This is a genomic window from Pantoea sp. SJZ147, from assembly GCF_007828605.1.
In the GTDB taxonomy this organism is placed as follows: Bacteria; Pseudomonadota; Gammaproteobacteria; order Enterobacterales; family Enterobacteriaceae; genus Pantoea; species Pantoea allii.
This window is the reverse complement of record NZ_VIVB01000003.1, coordinates 164,065-191,047: the sequence shown is the minus strand read 5'-3', so window position 1 is coordinate 191,047 and position 26,983 is coordinate 164,065. Positions and strand designations below refer to the sequence as shown.

General features: G+C 52.7%; 23 protein-coding genes. 10 read left to right on the top strand and 13 right to left on the bottom strand.

Annotated features, from left to right (window positions below; translation table 11 throughout):
- Positions 1-18: 18 nt before the first annotated feature.
- The 3 genes from FBY13_RS06155 to FBY13_RS06145 are packed head-to-tail and all read right to left on the bottom strand — an operon-like array spanning position 19 to position 4,042.
- Positions 19-1,794 (bottom strand): SmdB family multidrug efflux ABC transporter permease/ATP-binding protein, encoded by a 1,776-nt coding sequence (locus FBY13_RS06155; RefSeq protein WP_145393742.1) that lies wholly within the window; start codon positions 1,792-1,794, stop codon positions 19-21.
- Positions 1,787-3,556: a SmdA family multidrug ABC transporter permease/ATP-binding protein gene (locus FBY13_RS06150; RefSeq protein WP_145393741.1), complete on the bottom strand. Its 1,770-nt coding sequence runs from the start codon at positions 3,554-3,556 to the stop codon at positions 1,787-1,789. The genes FBY13_RS06155 and FBY13_RS06150 overlap by 8 nt, the downstream gene beginning before the upstream one ends.
- A gap of 24 nt (positions 3,557-3,580) precedes the next feature.
- Entirely contained in the window at positions 3,581-4,042 is a 462-nt protein-coding gene (locus FBY13_RS06145; RefSeq protein WP_015700832.1) for an Lrp/AsnC family transcriptional regulator, read from the bottom strand.
- 117 nt (positions 4,043-4,159) lie between these two features.
- On the opposite strand from FBY13_RS06145, the gene FBY13_RS06140 reads away from it, so the two are divergent.
- Both FBY13_RS06140 and queC read left to right on the top strand, forming a co-directional pair.
- Entirely contained in the window at positions 4,160-5,194 is a 1,035-nt protein-coding gene (locus FBY13_RS06140) for a PLP-dependent cysteine synthase family protein (protein WP_145393740.1), read from the top strand.
- A gap of 396 nt (positions 5,195-5,590) precedes the next feature.
- Entirely contained in the window at positions 5,591-6,286 is a 696-nt protein-coding gene (queC, locus tag FBY13_RS06135) for a 7-cyano-7-deazaguanine synthase QueC (protein ID WP_063878656.1), read from the top strand.
- Positions 6,287-6,332: 46 nt separating this feature from the next.
- On the opposite strand, the gene FBY13_RS06130 is transcribed toward queC, so the two are convergent.
- The 9 genes from FBY13_RS06130 to bolA all read right to left on the bottom strand — a co-directional run bounded on the left by FBY13_RS06130 (position 6,333) and on the right by bolA (position 16,716).
- Positions 6,333-6,731 carry a thioesterase family protein gene (locus FBY13_RS06130; RefSeq protein ID WP_063878655.1) on the bottom strand — a complete coding sequence of 133 codons (399 nt, stop codon included), beginning with the start codon at positions 6,729-6,731 and terminating at the stop codon, positions 6,333-6,335.
- Between the two features lie 98 nt (positions 6,732-6,829).
- Positions 6,830-7,153, bottom strand: coding sequence for a helix-hairpin-helix domain-containing protein (locus tag FBY13_RS06125; RefSeq protein WP_063878654.1), 324 nt, complete (start codon positions 7,151-7,153; stop codon positions 6,830-6,832).
- Between the two features lie 139 nt (positions 7,154-7,292).
- Complete coding sequence (gene ppiD, locus FBY13_RS06120) at positions 7,293-9,161, bottom strand: peptidylprolyl isomerase (protein WP_145393739.1); 1,869 nt, start codon at positions 9,159-9,161, stop codon at positions 7,293-7,295.
- Between the two features lie 249 nt (positions 9,162-9,410).
- Positions 9,411-9,683 carry a nucleoid-associated protein HU-beta gene (gene hupB, locus FBY13_RS06115; RefSeq protein ID WP_014606441.1) on the bottom strand — a complete coding sequence of 91 codons (273 nt, stop codon included), beginning with the start codon at positions 9,681-9,683 and terminating at the stop codon, positions 9,411-9,413.
- A 215-nt stretch (positions 9,684-9,898) separates the two neighbouring features.
- Positions 9,899-12,253: an endopeptidase La gene (gene lon / locus FBY13_RS06110; protein ID WP_063878652.1), complete on the bottom strand. Its 2,355-nt coding sequence runs from the start codon at positions 12,251-12,253 to the stop codon at positions 9,899-9,901.
- A gap of 186 nt (positions 12,254-12,439) precedes the next feature.
- Positions 12,440-13,711: an ATP-dependent protease ATP-binding subunit ClpX gene (gene clpX, locus FBY13_RS06105; RefSeq protein ID WP_063878651.1), complete on the bottom strand. Its 1,272-nt coding sequence runs from the start codon at positions 13,709-13,711 to the stop codon at positions 12,440-12,442.
- A 132-nt stretch (positions 13,712-13,843) separates the two neighbouring features.
- On the bottom strand, positions 13,844-14,467 hold the full coding sequence (gene clpP / locus FBY13_RS06100) for an ATP-dependent Clp endopeptidase proteolytic subunit ClpP (protein ID WP_096011996.1): 624 nt from the start codon (positions 14,465-14,467) through the stop codon (positions 13,844-13,846).
- Positions 14,468-14,802: 335 nt separating this feature from the next.
- Positions 14,803-16,107 carry a trigger factor gene (tig, locus tag FBY13_RS06095; RefSeq protein WP_063878649.1) on the bottom strand — a complete coding sequence of 435 codons (1,305 nt, stop codon included), beginning with the start codon at positions 16,105-16,107 and terminating at the stop codon, positions 14,803-14,805.
- Between the two features lie 294 nt (positions 16,108-16,401).
- Entirely contained in the window at positions 16,402-16,716 is a 315-nt protein-coding gene (gene bolA, locus FBY13_RS06085; protein WP_145393738.1) for a transcriptional regulator BolA, read from the bottom strand.
- Positions 16,717-16,981: 265 nt separating this feature from the next.
- On the opposite strand from bolA, the gene FBY13_RS06080 reads away from it, so the two are divergent.
- The 8 genes from FBY13_RS06080 (at position 16,982) to FBY13_RS06045 (ending at position 25,781) form a co-directional block, all read left to right on the top strand.
- Positions 16,982-17,560 (top strand): lipoprotein, encoded by a 579-nt coding sequence (locus FBY13_RS06080; RefSeq protein ID WP_063878647.1) that lies wholly within the window; start codon positions 16,982-16,984, stop codon positions 17,558-17,560.
- A 46-nt stretch (positions 17,561-17,606) separates the two neighbouring features.
- Positions 17,607-19,094, top strand: coding sequence for a muropeptide MFS transporter AmpG (gene ampG, locus FBY13_RS06075; protein ID WP_145393737.1), 1,488 nt, complete (start codon positions 17,607-17,609; stop codon positions 19,092-19,094).
- A 433-nt stretch (positions 19,095-19,527) separates the two neighbouring features.
- Positions 19,528-20,454, top strand: coding sequence for a cytochrome o ubiquinol oxidase subunit II (gene cyoA, locus FBY13_RS06070; RefSeq protein WP_063878645.1), 927 nt, complete (start codon positions 19,528-19,530; stop codon positions 20,452-20,454).
- Positions 20,455-20,458: 4 nt separating this feature from the next.
- A complete protein-coding gene (gene cyoB, locus FBY13_RS06065) occupies positions 20,459-22,441 on the top strand; it encodes a cytochrome o ubiquinol oxidase subunit I (RefSeq protein ID WP_063878644.1) in 1,983 nt (660 codons plus the stop codon).
- Positions 22,441-23,055, top strand: coding sequence for a cytochrome o ubiquinol oxidase subunit III (locus FBY13_RS06060; RefSeq protein ID WP_063878643.1), 615 nt, complete (start codon positions 22,441-22,443; stop codon positions 23,053-23,055). Before cyoB ends, FBY13_RS06060 begins: the two co-directional genes overlap by 1 nt.
- Positions 23,055-23,384 (top strand): cytochrome o ubiquinol oxidase subunit IV, encoded by a 330-nt coding sequence (locus tag FBY13_RS06055; RefSeq protein ID WP_013024878.1) that lies wholly within the window; start codon positions 23,055-23,057, stop codon positions 23,382-23,384. Before FBY13_RS06060 ends, FBY13_RS06055 begins: the two co-directional genes overlap by 1 nt.
- A gap of 12 nt (positions 23,385-23,396) precedes the next feature.
- A complete protein-coding gene (cyoE, locus tag FBY13_RS06050) occupies positions 23,397-24,284 on the top strand; it encodes a heme o synthase (protein ID WP_096011998.1) in 888 nt (295 codons plus the stop codon).
- 132 nt (positions 24,285-24,416) lie between these two features.
- Entirely contained in the window at positions 24,417-25,781 is a 1,365-nt protein-coding gene (locus tag FBY13_RS06045; protein WP_063878641.1) for an MFS transporter, read from the top strand.
- A 143-nt stretch (positions 25,782-25,924) separates the two neighbouring features.
- Here the strand turns inward: FBY13_RS06045 and adhP are convergent, their stop codons facing one another.
- Positions 25,925-26,965: an alcohol dehydrogenase AdhP gene (gene adhP / locus FBY13_RS06040; RefSeq protein ID WP_063878640.1), complete on the bottom strand. Its 1,041-nt coding sequence runs from the start codon at positions 26,963-26,965 to the stop codon at positions 25,925-25,927.
- Positions 26,966-26,983: the final 18 nt, after the last annotated feature.

Below are 26,983 nucleotides of genomic sequence, written 5' to 3'. Positions count from 1 at the left end.
TGTGCAAAAAAGGTGCAATCAGACGGCGCTGACTAACGGCGCGGCCAGTTCCAGCTCCTCACCTGCCTGTTGCAGCTGGTACATTTGCCAATAGCGCCCCTGTAATGCCAGGAGTTGCTGATGCGTGCCCTGCTCCACCACGTTACCGCGGTGCAGCACCAGAATGTTGTCGGCTTCGGTGATGGTCGAGAGGCGATGAGCGATCACCACCAGCGTCGTATGCTGGCGCAGGGTGCGCAGAGTATGCTGAATCGCCTGCTCTGTACCGGAGTCAATATTGGCAGTGGCTTCATCAAGAATAAGAATCTTCGGCAACTGCACCAGCACACGCGCCAGCGCCAGTAACTGCTTTTGCCCCACGGACAGGTTATTCCCCTGCTCGCCCAGTCGGGTGTGAATGCCGTCGGGCAAGGCGCGGGCCAGCGGTGCCAGTTGCACCTGCTCCAACGCTGTCCACACCGCGTCTTCACTGATATCCCGGCCCAGACGCACATTGGCCAGCAGCGAATCGGCCAGCACCACCGGGTCCTGCTGCACCATAGCGATATCGCGTCGTAGCGCGTGGTGGGAATACTCGCCCAGCGGGCGATCGTCAAGCCTGACCTCGCCGCGCGTCACCGGGTAGTAACCCATTAACAGGTTCGCCAGCGTGCTTTTACCGCTACCGGTATGACCGACCAGGGCAACAAAACCGCGTGAAGGGACATCCAGACTAATATTGCTCAGCACGTCGCGATTATCGCGATAGGCAAAACTGAGGTTATTCAGCGTAATCCGCCCGGACGTCATCGGCTGGTCACTGTCACCATAATGTTGTTGCGGTGCATCCATCAGTTCAAAAATACGTTCACCCGCCACGACCGCCTGCTGCAACATGGACTGCTGCGTCGTGAGTTCGATCAGCGGCTCATTAAGCCGTCCCAGATAGGTGATAAATGCGTACAGTACGCCGACTTCGAAAACACCCGGCATCGAAAAACTGAACAACAGCAGTAAGCCACACAGCACCAGTGCCGAAAACAGGCTTAAGAGTGGCCGCAGCAGGAAACCATCAAGCCGCAGCGTTTGCATGCGCGCCAGATAATGAGAGCGGCTGGCCTCACCCATGCGTTCGCCAAAGCGCGCCTGCTGGCGAAACTGCTGTATCACGCTCATCCCACTGATCACTTCGTTAAAGCCGTTATTGATATCGGCCAGATAGCTGCGAACGCGCCGGGCTATCGGCGTGCTGAAGCGCTGATAAATCAGCATCACGATAAGCACCATAGGGAAAATCAACATGGCCACCAGCGCCATGCGCCAGTCCAGACTGAACATGGCCACCATCATTGCGCCCACCAGTGCCGCACTGCGCAGAACGGTTGCCACAACGGTCACATACAGATCCCTCACGACTTCGGTGTCGTTGGTCACCCGGGAAATCAGTTGTCCAACCGGCTGGGTATCAAACGCGGCAAGGGGCTGACGCAGGGCCGCGTCCATGGCATCGGTGCGTAAACGCTGTACCACGCCAATAGCGGCCTGGTTAAACAGCAGCGCCTGGCCGTAATGCAGCGCAGCGGCCAGCAGTTGCAACAGAATAAAACTCACCACCAGGCCCGCCACAATGCCCCAGGGCATGTGATGCTTCGCCACCAGATTATCGATAAAATAACTCACCAGTACGGGACCGGTGACTTCGGCGGCGGCGGCAACCCACAGCATTAATACCGCCAGCGACAGGGATTTGCGCCAGGGTTTACCGTAACTCAGCAGGCGTTTGAGTGTTGGCCACATCGGTTGTGACTTAGTCATGTGGCACTCCTTTTTCAGTTTCATCATCATCCAGCGCGGCTTCCAGTTGCTGATAGCGGTACATATCCCGATACCAGCCCGCATTGTTGCTCAGGGCGGCATGGTCGCCGCGTTGCGCTACGGTTCCCTGATGTAACACCAGAATCTCACTGGCTTCAGTCAGTGCAGATAAGCGATGGGCGCTAATGATCAACGTTTTCCCTTTCCCCCACTGGCGCAGATTATGCAGAATGTCATGCTCGGTGCGCCCGTCAACCGCCGACAGCGCATCGTCCAGAACCAGGATCTCTGCATTGAGCAGCAGGGCACGCGCGATTGAGATACGCTGCTTTTGGCCGCCCGACAACATGACACCGCGCTCCCCGACTTCGGTTTCGTACCCTTGCGGCAGGCGTAAGATATCGTCATGGACGCAGGCCATTTTTGCCGCCTGCTCGATATCCTCCTGACGGGCATCGGGCTTGCCCAGCGCGATGTTATTGGCCACGCTGTCGGAAAACAAAAACGGCGTCTGGCTGACCACCGCCAGGCGGCTGCGCCAGCTGTCCAGACGCAGTTGCGGCAGCGGAATCGCATGATAGCGAATATCCCCTTTCTGAATATCGAAGTGGCGCTGAATCAAACTCAGCAAGGTGGTTTTACCACTGCCGGTCGGGCCACACAGGCCCAGCATATCGCCAGGCTTAAGCTGAAACTCAACGTGGCTCAGGATCGCGCCCGAGCTGGCGGGATAGCGAAACTCATGAATGGCAACCTGCAGCGTTCCTGCCCGCTCGGGCAACGTTTTATCGCCGTCTTCAACCACCGGTGCCTCAGAGAGTAACGCACGAATCCGGCTCCAGGCAGCACTGCCACGTTCAACAATGTTGAACATCCATGCCAGCGCCAGCATCGGCCAGATCATCAAACCAAGATACATCACAAAGCTGGTGAGCTGCCCGAGCGTCATTTGCTCATGCCACACCAGCCAGCTTCCGCCGCCAATCGCCAGCAGGTTGGCAAAGCCAATCGCGATATAAATAGTGGGATCAAAACGCGCATCTACCCGCGCTACACGCAGGTTTTTCTCGCCGGTGTCGCGGGCAATATCGGCAAACTGCTCCGACTGATGCTGCTCCAGGCCAAACGCCTTGATCATTCGGATGCTGGTCAGGCTCTCTTGCGTCTGGTCGTTCAGGCTGGAAAAGGCTGCCTGCGCCAGTTTGAAACGGTTATGCAACTGCTCGCCATAGCGGTGAATGACCAGCGCCATAAACGGCATGGGTATCAGCGACACCAGCGTCAACTGCCAGCTGATTTGGGTACTCATGGCAATCAACACCACGCATCCCATCACCAGGGAATCCACCAGCGTCAGCACGCCTTCACCGGCGGCAAAGACCACACGATCGACATCGTTGGTGGCGCGGGCAATAAGATCGCCGGTGCGGTGACGCAAATAAAAGGCTGGCTGCTGACGGCTGAGCTGACGATAAAAATCTTCACGCAGCTCAACGGCCAGCTGGTAGGATGCCCCAAATAACAGCACGCGCCAGACATAGCGCAGCAGATAAACCACCACGGCCGTCAGCAACATAATGCCAATCCACATCATAATGTGGCGGGCGCTCATGTTCTGATGGGTGACACCGTCAACAATCACGCCCACGACCCAGGGCGGCAGTAATTGCAGTACGGCAATAACGATCAGTAAGGTCACGGCGCCAAGGTAGCGTCGCCACTCACGAATAAAATACCAACTTAACTGGCTAAATAATCGCACAAGGCTGCTCTCAATCTCTGGTACTCAAGGGCCAACAGGCAGGGCTGTCGTGTATTTAATCTCTTCCATCGCAAAGCTGGAGGTCACATCGATCAGGCCTGTTACACCATTAACTAAACGCTTATAAAAGGCATCATAACTTTTCATGTCGGCAACCTGAATACGCAGTAAATAATCGTACTCACCGGCCATACGGTAAAAGCCCATCACTTCCGGCATGCTCTGCACCACCGAGACGAACTCCTGATACCAGGCTTTACTGTGCTGGGTGGTTTTGACAAACATAAACGCCGTCAGGGAAAGGCCAAGTTTTTCATTGTCCAGTAATGCAACCCGCCCGCGAATAATGCCATCTTCTTCCAGCTTTTTCAGGCGCTTCCAGCAGGGCGTGGTAGTGAGATTCACCGCGTCCGCCAGCACCTGGAGCGAGGTAGTGCAGTCCTGCTGCAACATAGCCAGCAATTTAAGGTCAATTTTATCTGGCATATGGGCCTCCGGTAGAATTATTTTCTCCATTACCGCCATTTTAACGCGCAACCTGCAAGCTCTTTTTCCTGCACGTGCCTTAAGATAGTGACTTTCACCCGAGCGGAAATGAACCCTATGTCAACATGCTGGATACGCCACGCGATTAACGAAATAAACGCTGACTTTCAACGCTCAGCGGACACGCACTTAATTCGCTTCAGTTTGCCGGATTTTCCGGGCATTGGGTTCTATCTGAAAGATGAAAGTACGCATCCCAGCGGAAGCCTGAAACATCGCCTGGCGCGTTCCCTGTTTCTTTATGCGCTTGCCAATGGTTGGATCAAACAAGGCACGCCTGTTATTGAAGCCTCTTCTGGCAGTACCGCCGTCTCTGAAGCCTATTTTGCTCGCCTGTTGGGTTTACCCTTTATTGCCGTGATGCCAGCCAGCACTGCAAAGCGGAAAATTGAGCAAATTACCTTCTACGGCGGTCAGTGCCATTTTGTCAGCGATCCCTGTCAGCTCTATGCCGAATCCGAGCGCCTGGCCCGGGAACTGAACGGCCACTTTATGGATCAGTTTACCTATGCTGAACGGGCAACCGACTGGCGCGGCAACAACAATATTGCCGAAAGTATTTTCCGCCAGATGGCGAACGAGCCTTTTCCTGTTCCTCATACGTTAATTATGAGCGCGGGCACCGGCGGTACGTCAGCCACATTGGGGCGCTATATCCGCTATCAGGGATGCGATACGCGCTTACTGGTGGTCGATCCGCAGCATTCGGTTTTTTATGACTACTGGCAAAATCGTGATGCCACTCTGACCAGCAATCGCGGCAGCATGATTGAAGGTATTGGTCGCCCACGCGTTGAACCCTCCTTTATGCCTGATGTGATTGATGAAATGATCAAAGTGCCCGATGGCGCGACAATTGCCGCCATGCTGAAGCTGGAAACCCTGTTGGGACGTAAACCGGGCCCCTCTACCGGCACGAATTTTTGGGGCATGATGCAGGTAGCAAAACGCTTACGCGATAACAGTGAGCAAGGCTCGCTGGTGACGCTCCTGTGCGACAGTGGCGAACGTTATCTTGATACCTACTATCAACCCGAATGGGTGGCTCAGCATATTGGCGAGATTACGTCATGGCAGCATGAGCTGGCCTGAGGTGGCGATCAAGCCTGTCTTCTGGCGTGCGGGCTGGATAACAGCGGCCTGAGCAACCACGGTGCCAGGATTCGCGGCTCGTCCTGTCTGACAGGCTCAGCGATGACGAGTCCATCCTGTTGACGCTGCCGGCCTCAATCTGTTTAGCGCCCATTCCACTGACGTCACCTGACGCCCTCACCTGCCCCTTTCCGCTGACGCGGTTAGTCTTCTCGCCAGCCCCACGGTACTAATCTGAGCGCGTGCTGTACCCGTTACCCGGGGACCGCCGCGCTGCGGAAACCGTTGAGGACCAGCGTTCATTGGTATTCTCCTGATAGTGACCGCCGCTTGCAGCTGTTCAGCAACGCCCTGAGGTATTACCATAAGCACCAATTTTTGTTATTAGGACGAGCCATGAAACGCGCCGTTGTGGTATTTAGCGGTGGACAAGACTCCACCACCTGCCTGGTTCAGGCTTTACAGCTTTACGATGAAGTACACTGCGTGACCTTCGATTATGGTCAACGTCACCGTGAAGAGATTGAGGTAGCGCGTGAGCTTGCGTTAAAACTGGGCGCCCGGGCGCATAAAGTGCTGGATGTGACCATGCTGAATGAGCTGGCCGTCAGTAGCCTGACGCGAGACAACATCCCGGTTCCTGCTTATGACCCGCAGGCAACGGGCCTGCCAAGCACATTTGTACCGGGCCGCAATATTCTGTTCCTGACTCTGGCCTCCGTTTACGCTTATCAGGTTGAGGCTGAGGCGGTGATCACCGGCGTTTGCGAAACGGACTTCTCCGGTTATCCCGACTGTCGCGATGAGTTTGTTAAAGCGCTTAACCACGCCGTCACGCTTGGCATGGCGCGCGATATCCGCTTTGAAACCCCGCTGATGTGGCTCGATAAGGCCGAAACCTGGGCGCTGGCCGATTACTGGCAGCAGCTCACGCTGATCCGTGAAGAGACGCTCACCTGCTATAACGGCGTGAAAGGTGACGGCTGTGGCGAATGTGCCGCCTGTCATCTGCGCGCAAAAGGTCTGAAGGCTTATCTGCAGGATAGTCCCGGCATCATGTCAGCCATGAAGGCAAAAACCGGTTTACAGTAAAGACGTGAGCGGCGGCTAACGATTGCCGCCGCGTTGATCCTGTCAGTCAGGTTATTAATTTTTCCAGCCGCTGCCGCACTTCGCCTTCAAGCGGCACGGCTTTTTGTGAACGAAGATCGATACACACGAAAGTCAGTGCCGCATCCGCAACCACCGTATCCCCACCGGCTAAAAGAATACGTTGAGACATAATGCCGCTTTTTCCATTGAGCTGCGTCATCTCGCTGCTGATCTCCAGAACATCGCCCAGCACCGCCGGGCGACGATAGTTGATGTTGATGTTAACCACCACAAAGGCCAGTTTTTGCTCAAGCAGCCAGTTAAAAGCGTCTGCTTCCTCCAGCCATTGCCAGCGCGCTTCTTCTAAAAACTCCAGATAACGAGCATTATTAACATGCTGATAGACATCCAGATGATAACCGCGCACTTTTATTGTGGTCTGCATTCCTGTTCTCCTGCTGCTAAAGATTAACTGGTTGGACCTGTTCACTTTAGCAGAGTCCGGCCAGGCCAGCAGGTTAAGCATCAGAGTTGCGCCTTACCTCACAATTTCAGACGCGACGCATTTCTCTCGACCAGAGCATTACCAAAGCCGGGCACATCTTTAAGTTGATCGATGGCCGTGAACGGGCCGTATTCTTCGCGATAGCTGACGATGGACTGCGCCTTTTTCAGACCCACACCGTTCATCACCGACGAGAGCTGTTCTGCCGTCGCGTCGTTGATACTGACCTGCTCCTGATGCGGCAGGGAAACCTGAGCGGCCTGCGTTTCACTTGGGGTTTCTGCCGCTGACAGTGGCATTTGATACAGTGCGCCACACAGGGCGAGGGAAAGATAAAAGGCCTGTAAGTTGGTTTTAGCCATGCTGTGTTTCTCCTTGTGTTAAACAGCAGGCTCAGGTTGTCATGTCGGTAAAATGGACTCAAAGCGCAAACGACAGAAATGGAAAAGGCCGCATAAGCGGCCTTTAGTCGTTTCAGTGATTACCTGAATTTTGCGAGGATTACTGCATCTGGGCAGCAGCACCGTATTTAATTTTGGCCTCTTTGCGCAGATTTTGCAGCAATGCTTCAAAGGCAAGTTGCGCATTGTTCTGCGTGACACCTTTGACCATTTCATCAATCTGAGCCTGAGGCATGCTACCGGTGCTGACTTTATTAACCGCCACCAGTACCACATTGCCCTGCATATCTTCGCTTACGCCCCAGGACGGTTTGTTATCCGCAGGCTGTGGCAGGTTAAACGCCGCCTGCGCCACCGGGTCCTGAGAATTACGATCAACCGTTTTGCTGGCGCTCAGCGTCAGGCCTGCGGCTTTTAGCATATCCTGTTTTCCGGCTTTCAGGTCGGCTAACAGTTTATCTGCCTGGGCTTTTGCCTGCTGCGTCGCTTTATCGTGTTTCAACGTATCGATAATCTGTGCTTTAACCTTTTCCAGCGGCTCTACCGCTTCAGGTTTATGCTCGCTGATACGCAACACAAAAGCGCGATCGCCATCGACACTGATGATGTCAGAGTTATTCCCCGGCGCGCCATTTTGACCAACAAGGCCGCCGTTAAAAATAGCCTGCTTCACCGCGTCGAAGTCGAGATCTTTCGGCACGTCATCACGGTTAAACCAGCCTGTTTCTGTGGCTTTAATACCTGACGCCTGCTCAGCACCGGCCAGCGACTCATTGTCATTGCTGGCTGCTTCGCTCACCTTCTGCTGCAGTTTATAGAAAGCGTCCAGCGCTTTTTCCTGCTTAACTTTATCCGCCACTTCGCTGCGCACATCAGCCAGCGGCTTGATCTGCTCAGGCTTGATATCATCAAGGCGCACAATCAGGAAGCCAACGGAAGACTTAATCACACCTGACAGCTGGCCTTTCTCTTTCAGCCCTGCATTTTTCAGCTCATCCGGCGTGGTTGACGGCTCCAGCCAGCCCATGTCCCCACCTTTACGGGCAGAAATCGGGTCGATGGATTTGGTCTTCGCCAGCCCGGCAAAATCAGCACCGCTCTTCAGCTGAGCCAAAATCGCATTGGCATCGGCTTCCGTTTTGGTCTGAATCACGCTGTAACGATCGCGCTGTGGCTGCGTGTAGTCCGCTTTATTTTTATCATACCAGGCCTGAATATCCGCATCGCTGGCATTTTCCTGCATACCGGCGGCATCCAGTTTGATATAGCTGACCCGGAACTGCTCAGGGGCCATAAAGCTGTTTTTATGCTGCTGATAGTACTGGCTGGTTTCGTCATCGTTGACGGTTTGCTTTGCCGCCAGCGCATTCACGTCGATCGTCGCGGTCTGAATATCACGCTTCTGTGCCACCAAATCCACCAGCTTGCTGGTTTCATTTTTAAGCATAAAGTCGGTGTTCGCGATGGCGTTAATCAACTGCTGGGTGGCCAGTTGTTTACGCAGCGCTTCCGCGTACTGGTCAGCGTTGAAGCCCATATCGGTAATCATCGCGTTATATTTGGCGTTATCAAACTTACCGTTGGTCTGGAAAGCGGCCTGATTGAAAATAGCCTGCTTGACCTGATCGTCACTGATAGCGATGTGCAGATCTTTAATGTAGGTGTCCAGTAAAGCCTGATCGATCAGCTGAGACAGTGCCTGCTGGCGCATCTGCTGCATGTAACCGTCGTTACCTGCCAGTTGTGAGAACTGATCGCCCAACATCTGCTGCTGACGGTTCCGTTCGCTGTTAAATGCCCGATCTAACTGCGCCCGGCTGATCTCCTGACCGTTAACTTTGGCCGCATAATCATTGTTGCCGCCAATCAGATAGTTGCCAACGCCGGTCAGCACAAAGGAGAGAATGATCAACCCCAAAATAATCTTGAGCACGACATGGTTCGACGCCGCGCGTAAATTGTCCATCATGGTATGACAACACTCCGCTGTAGTGTGAATGTAAAGCCCTGTCGCAATAACGCCATCTTCCCGGCGCATTACTCAGCTGCAAATCTGGCTGGCAGCAATAATCCTGTTGAGACAAGCCTCGCGACCTTTACTGCCTCTCTGGATATAAAAAAGGCACATCTCATCGATGTGCCCGTATGTTACATGAGAACGCGTTAACCGTCCTCTAATCCACTCAAGAAAATGTGTTAATGAGTGGTGGCGTTGTCATTAGTTGACAGCGTCTTTCAGTGCTTTACCTGCACGGAAACCCGGTACTTTACCTGCCGGGATAGTAATCTCTTTACCGGTTTGCGGATTACGGCCTGTGCGCGCTGCGCGCTCACGTACTGAGAAAGTGCCGAAACCCACCAGCGCCACTTCATCTCCGCCTTTCAGCGCATCAGAAACAGAGCCCATAAATGCATCTAACACACGTCCTGCTGCTGCTTTAGAAATGTCGGCATCGGCAGCAATTTTATCGATCAGTTGTGACTTATTCACTCTATTCATCCCCTCTTTATTATTTCACATCGTACCCACGCTTCCTGTCGGGTACGAACGCGCAGCAAGTTATATCAAGCCTTATTAGCTGAAACAACGGTAATCCTCTTATAACGTCAGTCCAGCAGCAACCTAAATTAACGGCACAAAAAAAAGCTGGCAAGCACCAATTGGTGTTGCCAGCTCTGCTTTTTAACGGTTTATGCCATTAATCACTATTTTGCGGTAGCAACCTGCATGCCGTAAGGCGCATTTTCCAGTGCCAGATTCAGCACTTCTTCAATGCGCTTGACCGGATGAATTTCCAGATCGGCAATCACGTTCTGTGGAATTTCTTCCAGATCGCGTTTGTTCTCATCCGGGATCAGAACCACTTTGATGCCACCACGGTGTGCTGCCAGCAGCTTCTCTTTCAGCCCGCCGATAGGTAACACCTGACCACGTAAGGTGATCTCACCCGTCATCGCCACATCAGAGCGCACCGGGTTACCGGTCAGACAGGACACCAGTGCAGTACACATCGCAATACCGGCACTTGGACCATCTTTTGGCGTTGCCCCTTCCGGTACGTGCACATGGATATCACGTTTTTCATAGAAATCGCCGTTGATACCCAGTTTTTCTGCACGTGCGCGTACCACGGTCAAGGCTGCCTGAATGGATTCCTGCATCACTTCACCCAGCGATCCGGTATAGGTCAGTTTCCCTTTACCAGGCACACAGGCGGTTTCGATAGTCAGCAAATCACCGCCAACTTCCGTCCAGGCCAGACCGGTAACCTGACCAACACGGTTTTCGCTGTCGGCGCGGCCATAGTCAAAACGCTGAACCCCAAGGAAATCCTTCAGGTTTTCACCATTAATGGTGATGTGCTTTTTGGTTTTATCCATCAGCAGCGTTTTCACTGCTTTACGGCACAACTTGGACAGTTCACGTTCCAGGCTACGCACACCGGCTTCACGCGTATAGTAACGAATGATACCGACGATCGCGCTGTCATCGACGCTGATCTCTGACGCTTTCAATGCGTTGCGCTCAATCTGCTTAGGCAGCAAATGCTGTTTCGCAATGTTGAGCTTCTCATCTTCGGTATAACCCGACAGACGGATCACTTCCATACGGTCCAGCAGCGGTGCCGGGATGTTCATGGAGTTAGAGGTCGCCACAAACATCACATCGGAGAGATCGTAATCCACTTCCAGATAGTGATCGTTAAACGCGATGTTCTGCTCCGGGTCCAGCACTTCCAGCAGGGCTGATGCCGGATCACCGCGCATGTCTGATGACATTTTGTCAATTTCATCTAACAGGAACAGGGGGTTTTTCACGCCCACTTTCGCCATTTTCTGAATCAACTTGCCCGGCATTGAACCGATATAGGTACGGCGATGACCACGGATTTCCGCTTCGTCACGGACGCCACCCAATGCCATACGAACGTACTTACGCCCGGTGGCTTTCGCAATGGACTGACCCAGCGAGGTTTTACCGACGCCCGGCGGCCCCACCAGACAAAGGATAGGTCCTTTGATTTTGCTGACGCGACTTTGCACCGCAAGATATTCAAGGATGCGGTCTTTAACGCGTTCCAGACCGTAGTGGTCAATGTCCAGGGTTTCCTGAGCCTTGCGCAGATCTTTCTTCACTTTGCTGCGCGCGTTCCATGGAACCTGCACCATCCAGTCGATATAGCCACGCACCACCGTCGCTTCCGCAGACATCGGTGACATCATTTTCAGTTTCTGCAGTTCAGCTTCCGCTTTTTCACGCGCTTCCTGCGGCATTTTGGCCGCATCGATTTTGCGTTTTAATGCTTCGTACTCATCAGGCGTATCATCCATCTCGCCCAACTCTTTCTGAATGGCCTTCATCTGCTCATTCAGATAGTACTCACGCTGGCTCTTTTCCATCTGCTTTTTAACGCGGTTGCGAATGCGTTTTTCAACCTGCAGCAGATCGATTTCAGATTCCATCATCGCCATCAAATATTCCAGACGTTCGTTCACGTCTGACATCTCCAGCACTGACTGTTTATCTGCGAGTTTCAATGGCATATGCGCCGCAACCGTATCCGCCAGGCGTGCCGCATCGTCAATATTATTCAGTGAGGTTAAGACCTCAGGTGGGATCTTTTTATTCAGTTTGATGTAGCCTTCAAACTGATTGATCGCCGTGCGCACCAGCACTTCCTGCTCGCGCTCTTCGATCTCTGGTGAGACCAGATATTCAGCCTGGGCCACAAAGTGGTCGCCGTTGTCAGCAAGCGTAGTGATGTTGGCACGCTGCAAGCCTTCAACCAGCACTTTCACCGTCCCGTCTGGCAGTTTTAACATCTGCAGGACGGAGGCAATTGTACCCACTGAAAAAAGATCGTTTATGCCAGGTTCATCCGTTGAAGCCTCTTTCTGTGCGACCAGCATGATCTTTTTATCATGATCCATTGCGGCTTCGAGGCACCGAATTGATTTTTCCCGGCCAACAAACAACGGAATTACCATGTGCGGATAAACTACCACGTCGCGCAAAGGCAAGACGGGGATTTCAATGCGTTCAGAACGCTCAGGATTCATAGAGCTCTCTCTTAGTTTAGTGTCCGCCAGGTGATGGGTACCGCATCAGGCAGGTATGCGGTCAAACCCACAGGTGTCTGAGTATATGGGGATGATTGTCAGACATTCAATGTCACAACGGTGAGAAATGCAAAAGGGGAAAGATTTTCCCCTTTTTAGATGGCACAATGTGGACGATTTGTTTATTTATTCGCCAGAAGCCTGAGCTTCATGCTTGCCATAAATCAGCATAGGTTCGGACTGACCTTCAATAACTGACTCATCAATCACCACTTTCTCGACGTCGTCCATAGAGGGCAGATCGTACATCGTTTCCAGTAGCGCACCTTCCACTATCGAACGCAGACCACGCGCACCGGTTTTACGTGACATCGCCTTTTTCGCAATCGCCGTCAGGGCTTCATCACGGAATTCCAGATCCACGCCTTCCAGGTTAAACAGCGCCTGATACTGCTTGGTCAGTGCATTTTTTGGCTCACGCAGGATCTGAATCAGCGCCTCTTCACTCAGTTCATTGAGCGTTGCGACGACAGGCAGACGACCAATGAACTCGGGGATCAGACCAAATTTGATCAAATCTTCCGGCTCACACTGCGCCAGCAGCTCGCCTTCCGTTGCTTTTTGCGATTTGCCTTTTACCGTTGCACCAAATCCGATGCCCGAACCGGTTTCAACACGCTGGGAAATCACCTTGTCGAGCCCGGCAAACGCACCACCACAGATAAACAGAATCTTCGAGGTATCGACCTGCAAAAACTCCTGCTGCGGATGTTTACGGCCGCCCTGCGGAGGAACCGCAGCCACTGTCCCTTCAATCAACTTCAGTAACGCCTGCTGTACCCCTTCGCCCGACACATCACGGGTGATAGAAGGATTGTCTGACTTACGTGAAATTTTGTCGATTTCATCGATGTAGACAATACCACGCTGTGCTTTCTGCACATCGTAGTCACATTTTTGCAGCAGTTTCTGGATGATGTTTTCAACGTCTTCACCCACATAACCGGCTTCGGTTAACGTGGTGGCATCCGCCATGGTGAAAGGCACATCCAGTAAACGGGCAAGGGTTTCAGCCAGCAGCGTTTTACCGCTACCTGTAGGACCGATGAGCAGGATATTACTTTTGCCCAGTTCGATTCCGTTGCTGGTATCCCCGTTGCGCAGACGTTTGTAGTGGTTATACACCGCTACGGCCAGGACTTTCTTGGCCCTTTCCTGACCAATAACGTAATCGTCGAGGTGATGGCGAATCTCATGCGGCGTAGGCAGTGCACTACGTTCGCGATGCGGGGCAACCTCTTTAATCTCTTCGCGAATAATGTCGTTACACAGATCAACGCACTCATCGCAGATATACACTGACGGCCCGGCAATCAGCTTACGCACTTCATGCTGGCTTTTGCCGCAAAAAGAGCAGTACAGCAACTTTCCTGAACCGTCTTTGCGCTTATCTGTCATCAGTTAACCTCTTCCTGTTCTCAGGCCGTACCAGGGGTACAGCACTGGCCGTGGGTACACGGCCGATGTTCATTCAACCCATTATAACCCTGTCCTGTTAACTATAGACCAGAGACAAGGCGAAGTTAGGGCTTATTGGCGATGGGTCAGGATTGAATCGACCAATCCATACTCTACCGCTTCGCTGGCGGAGAGGAAACGGTCACGCTCGGTATCACGCTCAATTTCTTCCAGTGACTTGCCGGTGTGCTCCGCCATGAGTTCATTCATGCGCTGCTTCACTTTCAGGATTTCGCGCGCATGGATTTCAATGTCACTCGCCTGTCCCTGATAGCCACCCAGCGGTTGGTGAATCATTACGCGTGAGTTTGGCAGACAAAAACGCTTGCCCTTAGTCCCGGCCGTCAACAGGAAAGCCCCCATTGAACAGGCCTGGCCCATACAAATTGTACTGACGTCCGGCTTGATAAACTTCATGGTGTCATAAATTGACATCCCTGCCGTAATCACGCCACCCGGCGAGTTGATATAAAGGTAAATATCTTTTTCCGGATTCTCTGCTTCCAGAAACAGCATCTGGGCCACAATCAGGTTCGCCATGTGATCTTCTACCTGGCCGGTAAGGAAGATTACGCGCTCTTTAAGCAGACGGGAATAGATGTCGTATGAACGCTCGCCGCGCGAGGTTTGCTCGACCACCATTGGCACCAACGCATTGTGCGGTGCAGTAAACTCACGATCGCCACTGTATGACATTACCGTCTCCTGGATAAATTTCATTGGCAACATTCTGTACCGATTTTACGTAAGACGAGCGTCAAAAACTATGCTCTGCCTCTTACCGACAACTCAAGGACGGTTAATCAGTCAGCCGAACTGTTTTTTGCATACTCCCTGTATCTTGGGATGCTGCTCAGTTGTTTCAAGCATAACAACCTTTTCATCAATCGCTAACCCGGAAAAAGCGATGCGTGAACAATTTGCCCAAAAAATAACCAAATAGCGGCAAACCGGCAGACAGCGAGCCTGATACAGAAAAAAGCCCGCGACTTTTCAGGCGCGGGCTTCAGCACAACCGGTTAAACGGACGATTAGGCCTGAGCGGTCTGATTCATCAGTTCCTGGAAGTTAGTTTCTTTCTCAGAGACTTTGGCTTTTGCCAGCACGGCTTCAACAGCCTGCTCTTCCAGCGCGACATTGCGCATGTTGTTCATCAGCTCGTTATTTTTGCTGTAGAACTCGATCACTTCCTGCGGATCTTCATACGCAGAAGCCATCTCTTCGATCAGCACTTTAACGCGATCTTCGTCAGCTTTCAGCTCGTGGGTACGAATCACTTCGCCCAGCAGCAGGCCGACAACAACGCGACGTTTCGCCTGCTCTTCGAACAGTTCACGTGGCAGTTCCAGCGCCTGCTTCTCATCACCACCGAAGCGCTGTGCAGCCTGACGACGCAGAACGTCGACTTCGCTGTCGATCAGTGCAGAAGGCACGTCGATTGGGTTAGCGTCAACCAGACCGTCGATAGCCTGCGTTTTCACGCGGTTACGAATAGCGCCTTTCAGCTCGCGTTCCATGTTTTTACGCACTTCGGCACGCAGACCGTCAACTGAGCCATCTTCTACGCCGAAACGTTTGATGAAGTCTTCAGTCAGTTCTGGCAGTTCGCGCGTTTCAACTTTCTTCAACACGATTTCGAACTTAGCGTCTTTCCCTTTCAGGTTTTCAGCATGGTAGTCATCAGGGAATTTCACATCGATAGTGAAGGTTTCACCTGCTTTATGACCCACAACACCTTCTTCAAAACCTGGGATCATGCGGCCCTGGCCCATTGCCAGAACGAAATCTGAGGCTTTACCGCCTTCAAACTCTTCGCCGTCAACTGAACCGGTAAAATCGACAGTCGCGCGGTCTTCTGCGCCCGCAGCGGCGTCGGTTTCAATCCAGTTAGCCTGCTGCTTACGCAGGGTTTCCAGCATGGTATCAACGTCAGCGTCAGTGACCTGAACCTGTGGCTTCTCGACTTCGATGTTTTCCAGGCCTTTCAGCTCAACTTCTGGATACACTTCGAATTCTACCGCATAGGTAAAGTCCTGACCTTCAGTGTATTCGCCTGGCACGTAGTTAGGTGCGCCAGCCGGATTGATTTTCTCTTTGATGATGGCGTCAACAAAGTTACGCGTCATCAGATCGCCCAGCACGTCCTGGCGCACAGACGCACCGTAGCGCTGTGCCACGATGTTCATTGGCACTTTGCCTTTACGGAAACCATCGATACGGACTTTCTTCGCCACATCCACCAGTTCTTTTTTAACAGCGCTTTCGATGCTGTCAGAAGCGACAGTAATCGTAATGCGACGGCCCAGGCCCTGAGTGGTTTCTACAGAAACTTGCATCTTGTTACCTCAAAAAATCACGTGCTCGGTCAACTTCAGACACCACACATTGGTTAATGCGCCGTATCTAACAACCGGGACGGCTTCCGTGAAGAGAACCTGATCCCTGTTACCAGAAGCGTCCCGAAGACATTCCGGAAAAATAGACGCAGCATTATAGCGGCATCGCTGAGATGAGTCGAGGATGCTAAGTCACCACTTTTTAGGGAGTTTGCTGCTTTTTTGAGCCGCAGATCGCGTTTAGCCACAATTAAACGCCAAAAACGGCCCGCAGGCCGTTTAAAAATGGTGCACTCAGGCTAGCGTTCCGGCACCCCGGCAGTTGGGTGACGCCAGGACCGTATCCTGCAATCCTTCCCACTCTTTAAGCGTGTACGTATGCAGCGCTAAGGCATGAACGCTTCCCGCCAGTTCTGCACTGAGTTCACTGTAAATCGCCCGATGACGCGCCAGGAAACGCTGGCTGGTAAAACTGTCACTGACGATCACAACTTTAAAGTGGCTTTCCGAACCCGCAGGCACATTGTGTCGGTAGCTTTCATCGTGGACCTCCAGATGAGCCGGCGCAAAAGCCAGCCGCAGCTTTTCTTCTATCTGTTCTCGAATCATGGTTTTACCCTCAATGGCGAGCGCGGTGCCCCATCTGTTTAAATATTAGTCGGTTTTCTGCCACACTACGCGATGGCGGGCAGAATATTATCATTCCCGCGGTTTCTGCGCGCGCGCCTTATCGGCTCGTCGTTTTACGCAATACAACGCGGACGAAACACCGTTGCGTGACTTTACCTCGCGCTGGGGGCTTTATTCACTGCACCGCTTTGCTATGATGGCCGCAGTTTTTGCACACCAACCCATTACATTAACGAGAAAGCGTATGTTGAAAAAACTGTTATTCCCACTGCTGGCTGCTTTTATCCTGGCCGGCTGTGCTTCCAGCAACAACACACTGACGATTCAACCTAAAATTCAGCTGCCGCAACGCGATCCCAGCCTGATGGGCGTCACCGTAAGTATCAACGGTGCTGACCAACGCCGCGATCAGGCGCTGGCAAAAGTGAACCGCGACGGACAACTGGTCAGCCTCACACCGTCCCGCGACCTGCGTTTCTTACTGCAGGAAGTGCTGGAAAAACAGATGACGGCACGCGGCTATATGGTTGGCCCCAACGGCGCAGTCGATCTGCAAATCATTGTTAATAATCTGTATGCCGACGTGACCCAGGGTGACGTGCGTTACAGCATTACGACCAAGGCAGATATCTCTATTGTTGCCACCGCGAAAAACGGCAACAAGCAGATTAAAAACTACCGTCAGACCTACAGCGTAGAAGGTGCCTTCAGCGCCAGTAACCAGAAAATCACCAATGCGGTGAACTCAACGCTGAGCGATGTGATTGCCGATATGGCGCAGGACACCAGCGTCAACGAATTTATTAAACAAAACTCTCACTAATTTTGCCCCTCGCCCGGCTTGATGCCGGGCGCTTTTCAAGGTCAGTATGAATCACTATTTCCGCGTCTTCCGTCAAAAAAATGCCGCTGTGTTGCTCCTTCTGGGATTCGCGTCAGGTTTGCCCCTGGCATTAACGAGCGGGACCTTACAGGCGTGGATGACCGTTGATAATATTGATCTCAAAACCATCGGTTTCTTTTCTCTCGTGGGCCAGGCTTACGTGTTTAAGTTTCTCTGGTCACCGATGATGGATCGCTACACACCGCCGTTTCTGGGCCGTCGTAAAGGGTGGTTATTGATCACCCAGCTAGCGCTGGTCGCCAGCATCATCGCGATGGGATTTATGCAGCCCAGCCGGGATTTGACCCTGATGGCGGCACTGGCGGTGTTGATTGCGTTCTGTTCCGCGTCTCAGGATATTGTGTTTGACGCCTGGAAGACGGACGTTTTGCCACCTGAGCAACGCGGAAGCGGCGCGGCTATCACGGTGTTAGGCTACCGACTGGCCATGTTGATATCGGGTGGACTCGCCCTGTGGCTGGCCGATCGCTATCTGGGCTGGCGGGCAACTTACTGGCTGATGGCGCTGTTGCTGGTTCCCTGCATCGTCGCAACCTTTATCGCTAACGAGCCGGATAACCGACAGTCCGCGCCTCAGTCGCTTCGTCAGGCGGTGGTCGATCCCCTACGAGACTTTTTTAACCGTAATAATGCCTGGCTGCTGATAACGCTGATCATCCTTTACAAGCTCGGCGATGCGTTTGCCGCCTCGCTCACTACCACTTTTTTGATTCGCGGCGTGGGCTTTAATCCGGGCGATGTCGGGTTGGTTAATAAGACGCTCGGCCTGCTGGCGACTATCATCGGAGCGCTGTATGGCGGCGTGCTGATGCAGCGCCTGAGCCTGTTTCGCGCGCTGATGATTTTTGGCCTGCTACAGGCGGTATCCAATTTTGGCTACTGGCTGCTGGCAGTCACCGACAAGCATCTGTGGAGCATGGCAGGCGCAGTATTTATCGAAAACTTGTGTGGCGGTATGGGCACGGCTGCGTTTGTCGCGCTACTGATGACGCTGTGCAACAAGTCCTTTTCGGCAACGCAGTTCGCGCTGCTGTCGGCCCTGTCGGCGGTAGGTCGGGTTTACGTTGGCCCTGCGGCGGGCTTCTTAGTTGAACTGTGGGGCTGGCCGAGCTTCTATGCGTTTACGGTACTGGCTGGCTTACCGGGTCTGGTGCTGTTAGCATTTTGCCGTGGCACGCTGGATTTCACACAAACAACCGGGCAGTTTTTGCCGCGTACCCGTTTCGCAGCGGGCTACCGCTGGACAAACCGGCTGTTCGCCAGCGGCTGCGGGTTGCTGGCTTTATGGCTGCTGGCACTGGCGCTGAATGCAGCGGGCTTACCCTGTCTGTCGACAGCACTGGTCCCGCTGTTTGAAGCCGGCATGACGTTGGCACTCTGTGGTGTACTCTGCGGCGTGGTGCTGGATTATCGCTCGCTGCATCAGCGTGGTGATCTTCCCGGCATTCGCTAACAGGGTGGGTTTTTGGTTAAATTTCGCACAGTCGGTTAAGCGCGCCTAATTTGTCTTTGCGTGTCAATTTACAAAAAAATATTTCGGTCAGTGGGTGCATTCGATCAGAATATTTAAAACCGGTGCGCAATTAATTAGGTTAAAATTAATCGAATAAATGATGCAATATTGTTAAATAATTGGGTGATTAAAGTCAGGGTTATACCATTACCACTTTTGTTTAACCCTATATCCATCTCTTTTTGTTATATTGCCGCCAACTGCTTGTCCACGTTAATAATTTGTCACCGAGAACAACATCTGTGACACCCTTAGCAAAAGGTGTCAACATGGTTCTGACACATCCTTAAGCTGGTTTACACTGCATAAACCTTCCCGTAAAATGCGCGCACACTTAAACGACAATAGAGCCCTTTGTCATTGAGGTCGTTAAATGAGACTCAGTAAATACAATAAAAGTTTGGGGATTTTGTCATTAATCGCAGGCACTTTATTAATGAGTGGCTGCGATAATGCATTGTTAAATCCCAAAGGACAGATTGCGCTGGAGCAACGTTCGCTGATACTGACCGCTTTTGGTCTGATGATGATCGTCGTGATACCTGCAGTCTTGATGGCCGTGGTGTTTGCCTGGAAATATCGGGCGTCGAACACTAATGCCAAATACAGCCCTAACTGGTCACACTCTAACAAAGTGGAAGCCGTGGTCTGGACCATTCCGATCCTGATCATCGTTTTCCTTGGTGTGCTGACCTGGAAATCAACCCACGCCCTGGAGCCGAGCAAACCGCTGGCGTCAGACGTGAAACCGGTTGAGATTGATGTGATTGCCCTGGACTGGAAATGGCTGTTCATTTATCCAGAACAAGGTATTGCGACAGTTAACCAGATTGCCTTCCCGGCAAACACACCGGTTAACTTCAAAATCACCTCTAATTCCGTTATGAACTCCTTCTTTATTCCTACGCTCGGTAGCCAGATCTACGCGATGGCAGGCATGCAGACTAAACTGCATCTGATTGCCAACGAGCCAGGAACTTTCGACGGTATTTCCGCCAACTTCAGTGGTCGCGGTTTCTCTGGTATGAAGTTTAAAGCCATTGCCACCAAAGACGACGCGGAGTTCCAGCAGTGGGTTGCTAAAGTTAAAGCGGCACCTAACACGCTGACAACGATGGATGATTTCGAGAAAGTAGCCGTACCAAGCGAAAATCACCCGGTGGAATATTTCTCTTCTGCTAATCCTGAACTGTTCTTGCAGGTCATCAACAAGTTCATGCATAGCCACGGGAAGATGGACATGCCTGAGCATAAAGGCATGGACATGAGTCACACCGCTACCGCGGGAGCCGAGGAATAATACGATGTTCGGAAAATTAACACTGGATGCGGTACCGTTCCATGAGCCGATTGTCATGGTCACGGTTGCCGGTATCATCATCGCAGGTCTGGCGCTTGTCGCTGCCATCACTTATTTCGGTAAGTGGAAATATCTGTGGTCAGAATGGTTCACCTCCATCGACCACAAAAAACTGGGTATCATGTACATCATCATGGCGTTCGTCATGTTGCTGCGCGGCTTTGCCGATGCGGTAATGATGCGTACCCAGCAGGTTCTGGCTTCGGCCGGGGAAGCAGGCATACTGCCGCCGCATCACTACGACCAGATCTTCACCGCGCACGGCGTGATCATGATCTTCTTCGTGGCGATGCCGTTCGTCGTGGGCCTGATGAACATTGCTGTACCTTTGCAAATTGGTGCGCGTGACGTTGCCTTCCCGTTCCTGAACAACCTGAGCTTCTGGTTTACCGCGATTGGTGTAATCCTGGTTAACCTGTCTCTGGGTGTCGGTGAATTCGCACAAACTGGCTGGCTGGCCTATCCACCGCTGTCGGGGGCAGAATACAGTCCTGGCGTGGGGGTAGACTACTGGATCTGGAGTCTCCAGCTCTCCGGTATTGGTACCACGCTGACCGGTATTAACTTCTTCGTGACCATTCTGAAGATGCGTGCACCGGGCATGGACCTGTTCAAAATGCCGGTATTTACCTGGGCTTCCCTGTGCACCAACGTCCTGATCATCGCTGCGTTCCCGGTTCTGACCGTAACGTTGGCACTGTTGACACTTGATCGTTACCTCGGCTTCCATTTCTTTACCAATGATATGGGCGGTAACATGATGATGTACGTCAACCTGATCTGGGTTTGGGGTCATCCAGAGGTGTACATCCTTGTTCTGCCGGTCTTTGGTGTCTTCTCTGAAGTCACTGCGACCTTCTCGAAAAAACGTCTGTTTGGTTACACCTCACTGGTATGGGCAACTATCGCCATCACCGTGTTGTCGTTCATCGTTTGGCTGCACCACTTCTTCACCATGGGTGCGGGTGCGAACGTAAACGCCTTCTTCGGTATTATGACGATGATTATCGCCATTCCTACCGGGGTTAAAATCTTTAACTGGCTGTTCACCATGTACCAGGGCCGCATTCAGATGCACTCTGCGATGTTGTGGACCGTAGGCTTCCTGGTCACCTTCTCTGTCGGTGGTATGACCGGTGTTCTGCTGGCGGTGCCAGGTGCGGACTTCGTGCTGCACAACAGTCTGTTCCTGATTGCTCACTTCCATAACGTGATTATTGGTGGTGTGGTATTCGGTTGTATGGCAGGCGTGACTTACTGGTTCCCGAAAGCGTTCGGCTTTACGCTGAACGAAACCTGGGGCAAGCGTGCCTTCTGGTTCTGGATTATCGGCTTCTTCGTCGCCTTTATGCCGCTGTACGTTCTGGGCTTTATGGGGATGACACGTCGTCTGAGCCAGGACATCGACCCGCAGTTCCACCCTCTGTTGGTGGTAGCGGCAGGCGGTGCGGCACTGATTGCATGCGGTATCCTTTGCCAGATCATTATGTTCTACGTTTCTGTGCGTGACCGCGACCAGAACCGCGATCTGACCGGTGACCCATGGGGCGCGCGTACGCTGGAGTGGGCAACCTCTTCACCACCGCCGTTCTATAACTTTGCTGTTATCCCGCATGTGCATGAGCGTGACGCTTTCTGGGAAATGAAAGAGAAAGGCGAAGCGTACAAGCAACCGGCTCATTATGAAGAAATTCATATGCCGAAAAACAGCGGTGCTGCGATTGTTATTGCCGCGTTTGCGACCATCTTCGGTTTTGCGATGATCTGGCATATCTGGTGGCTGGCAGGTCTTTCTTTCCTCGGCATGATCGTAACCTGGATCGTGAAGAGCTTCGACGAAGACGTGGATTACTACGTTCCGGTTGCCGAAGTAGAGAAGATTGAAAAGCAGCACTTTGACGAAATCAGCAAAGCAGGTCTGAAATAATGTCAACTGAAACCGTAAAACACCACCACGACGCCCATGCGGAGCATGGGCATCACGATGCAGGAGCCAATAAAGTCTTTGGCTTCTGGATCTACCTGATGAGTGACTGCATTATCTTCGCAACGCTGTTTGCGACCTATGCAGTTATGGTTAACAGCACCGCCGGTGGTCCGGCAGGCAAAGATATCTTTGAACTGCCGTTCGTGCTGGTTGAAACCGCCCTGCTGTTATTAAGCTCCATCACCTACGGCATGGCGGTTATCGCCATGAACAAGGAAAACAAAGGCACCGTTATCGGCTGGCTGGCGTTGACCTTCCTGTTTGGTGCTGGCTTCATCGGGATGGAAATCTATGAGTTCCATCACCTGATTGTTGAAGGCTTTGGTCCTGATCGCAGTGGTTTCCTGTCTGGCTTCTTTACGCTGGTCGGTACTCACGGTCTGCACGTAACCTCTGGTTTAATCTGGATGGCCGTGCTGATGTTCCAGATCGCGAAACGCGGTCTGAACGCCACTAACCGTACCCGTATCATGTGTCTGAGCCTGTTCTGGCACTTCCTGGACGTGGTTTGGATTTGCGTGTTTACCGTAGTTTATCTGATGGGAGCCATGTAATGAGTCATTCTGTTAACGAACATGGTGCATCACACGGTAGCGTGAAGTCTTACATGATCGGCTTCATCCTCTCTATCATCCTGACGGGAATCCCGTTCTGGATGGTAATGGATGGTAGCGCTTCTCATGGAACCATCCTCGGTGTTGTGCTGGTCTGTGCAGTAGTTCAGGTGCTGGTTCACCTGGTTTACTTCCTGCATCTGGACAGCAAATCTGAAGGTGGCTGGAACATGGTGGCCATTGTCTTCTCAGCAATCATTATTCTGATTGTTGTCGTTGGCTCACTGTGGATCATGTGGAACCTCAACTACAACATGATGCCCCACTAAAGAGTCTGTGTAATGTTTAAGCAATACCTGCAAGTTACAAAGCCAGGAATTATTTTCGGGAATTTAATTTCTGTGATCGGCGGATTTTTGCTGGCCTCTAAGGGCAGCATTGATTACGCCCTGTTTCTCACCTCACTGGTTGGCGTGTCGCTGGTTGTTGCATCAGGTTGTGTTTTTAACAACGTGATCGACCGTGACATTGATATCAAGATGGAGAGAACCAGGAATCGGGTGCTGGTAAAAGGCCTTATCTCCGCGAAAGTTAGCCTGGTTTACGCCACTGTGCTGGGTATTGCTGGCTTTGCACTGCTGTATTTCGGTGCTAACCCGCTGGCCATGTGGCTGGCGGTGATGGGCTTCGTGGTATACGTTGGCATTTACAGCCTGTATATGAAGCGTCACTCCGTCTACGGTACGCTGATTGGTAGCCTGTCCGGCGCTGCGCCGCCGGTCATTGGCTACTGTGCAGTGACCAATGAGTTTGATGCCGGTGCCTTAATCCTGCTGGCGATCTTTAGCCTGTGGCAGATGCCGCACTCCTACGCGATTGCCATCTTCCGCTTTAAAGATTACCAGGCTGCCAACATCCCGGTGTTACCGGTGGTAAAAGGCATTTCCGTGGCAAAAAATCACATTACGCTCTATATCCTGGCGTTTATGATTGCCACGCTGATGCTGACGCTGGGCGGCTACGCGGGCTACAAATATCTGGTCGTCGCGTCTGCTGTTAGCGTGTGGTGGCTGGGAATGGCACTGTCAGGCTATAAAACCTCAAACGATCGGGTTTGGGCACGTAAGCTGTTCGTCTTCTCGATTGTGGCGATTACGGCCCTGAGCGTCATGATGTCGGTTGATTTTATGACGCCAGCCTCGAAAGACCTGCTGACCTACGTGCGCTAATGTGTACTAAAACAGCATGAAACGGGCGCGATTTTCGCGCCCTTTCTTTTTGTTACCACTGCTTAAGAACTATTGTTTTACCCGCCCGCTCTCCCTCCCTAGAATAAACGCAGCACAACAACAGAGGTTGGAATGAACGATAACAAAATGACTCCGGTGGAGCTGCGCGCCACGTGGGGCCTCGGCACGGTCTTTTCCCTGCGTATGCTGGGAATGTTTATGGTCCTGCCGGTATTGACCACCTATGGCATGGCACTCCAGGGCGCGAGTGAAACCTTAATTGGCCTGGCCATTGGCATCTACGGCCTGGCACAGGCGATTTTCCAGATCCCCTTTGGCCTGCTGTCCGATCGCATTGGGCGTAAGCCCCTGATTGTGGGCGGCCTGCTGCTGTTTGTACTCGGCAGCGTGATTGCTGCCAGCACGGCGTCCATTTGGGGCATCATACTGGGACGTGCACTGCAGGGTTCCGGGGCGATTGCCGCCGCCGTCATGGCACTCCTGTCTGATTTGACCCGCGAACAGAACCGCACCAAAGCGATGGCGTTTATCGGCATCAGCTTTGGCGTCACCTTTGCCATTGCGATGGTCTTAGGTCCAATAGTGACCCACAAGCTGGGCTTACATGCCTTGTTTTGGATGATCGCGCTCCTTGCGACAATGGGGATTGCGATTACCTTATGGATCGTGCCCTCCTCCTCTCATCACGTACTTAATCGTGAGTCGGGCATGGTGCGCGGCAGCTTTAGCAAAGTGCTGGCCAACCCAAGGCTGGTCAAACTGAACCTGGGCATTTTCTTTTTGCACATTCTGCTGATGTCGAGCTTTATCGCCCTGCCCGACCAGTTTGAACAGGCTGGCTTACCGCCGTCGGAACACTGGAAAGTGTATCTGACCACCATGCTGATTGCGTTTGCGGGCGTCGTGCCCTTTATCATTTATGCAGAAGTTAAACGCCGCATGAAGCGGGTTTTTGTCGGCTGCGTCGGCATGATGGTTATCGCAGAAATTGTCTTATGGGGCGCGCAGGGGCATTTCTGGACGCTGGTGGTCGGCGTGCAGCTGTTCTTCCTGGCGTTTAACCTGATGGAGGCGATTCTGCCTTCGCTGGTCAGTAAGGAGTCACCTGCCGGTTATAAAGGCACCGCAATGGGGCTTTATTCCACCAGCCAGTTTTTAGGCGTTGCCATCGGCGGTAGCCTGGGCGGTTGGCTGTTTGGCCATTTCGATGCGCAAACCGTATTTATGGTGGGGGCGATCGTGGCCGCGGCCTGGCTGTTTGTCAGTATGACAATGCAGGAACCGCCTTATGTCAGCAGCCTGCGTCTGGTGTTGAGCGATGCCGCACTGGCTGTGCCTAATCTGGAAAAGCGGTTGAAAGCACAGCCTGGCGTCTCATCGGTGCTGATTGTGCCGGAAGAGAAAAGCGCCTACATCAAGATAGACAGTAAAGTCACCAGTCGTCCTGAACTGGAAGCACTCATCGGCAGTTGTTAAAACGGGGCTGCACTGTCTGTGTTGGCAGGGGAAGATTGCCTCAGTTGCCGTCAGATATGCGGTAACAGCCCAGATGCATTAAGGTGCCGCGTTTAACGCTGGCACCTTTTTTCATCAGGTAGTCATCGCATCCTGCCTCGGGTTTACAATGACATATCCACCACAATACGGCCTTCAATCTTGCCTGCATGCATCCGGGCAAAGATATCGTTAATATTGCTGAGCGGTTCAATCGCCACGCTGGCTTTCACTTTATGACGGCTGGCAAAATCCAGCGCCTCCTGTAAATCCTTACGCGTTCCGACGATAGAACCGCGCACCGTAATGCCGTCCAGCACCATATCGAAAATAGACAGATCGAATTTGCCAGGCGGCAAGCCATTTAACACCATGGTGCCCCCGCGACGTAACGTGCCGATCGCCTGCTCAAAGGCTTTAGGCGACACCGCCGTGACCAGCACGCCGTGCGCGCCGCCAAAGTGCTCATGAAACACCTTGGCCGGATCGACGTTTCTGGCATTCGCCACCACGCTGGCACCAAGGCGTTGGGCAAAGGCCAGCTTATCGTCATCGATATCGACAGCCGCCACGTTAAGCCCCATCGCGACGGCATACTGTATAGCCATGTGCCCTAACCCACCGATGCCGGAAATCACCACCCAGTCACCGGGTTTGGTGTCGGTCATTTTTAAACCTTTATAGACCGTCACGCCCGCACAGAGCACCGGTGCCACCTCGTTGAATGCGAGGTTTTCGGGGATGATGCCGACATAGTTGGCGTCCGCCACGCAGTATTCGGCAAAACTGCCGTTAACCGAATAGCCGGTATTTTGCTGGCTATGGCACAGCGTTTCCCAGTTATCGAGACAGTGCTCGCAGTGACCGCAGGCGGAGTAGAGCCAGGGCACGCCAACCCGATCGCCCACCTTCAGGTGATGTACGTTATCACCCACCGCGACCACCTGCCCGACGCCCTCATGTCCCGGGATAAAGGGAGGTACGGGCTTCACCGGCCAGTCGCCCTCTGCCGCATGCAGATCGGTGTGACACACGCCCGTCGCCGCGATTTTCACCAGAATCTGTCCTGCGCCCGGCTGTGGCACGGGAACCTGCTCAATGACTAACGGCTCACCAAAGGCCTTCACGACCGCGGCTTTCATCATCGTGTTGATTTTCATCGTCATGATTTACGCTCCAGATAG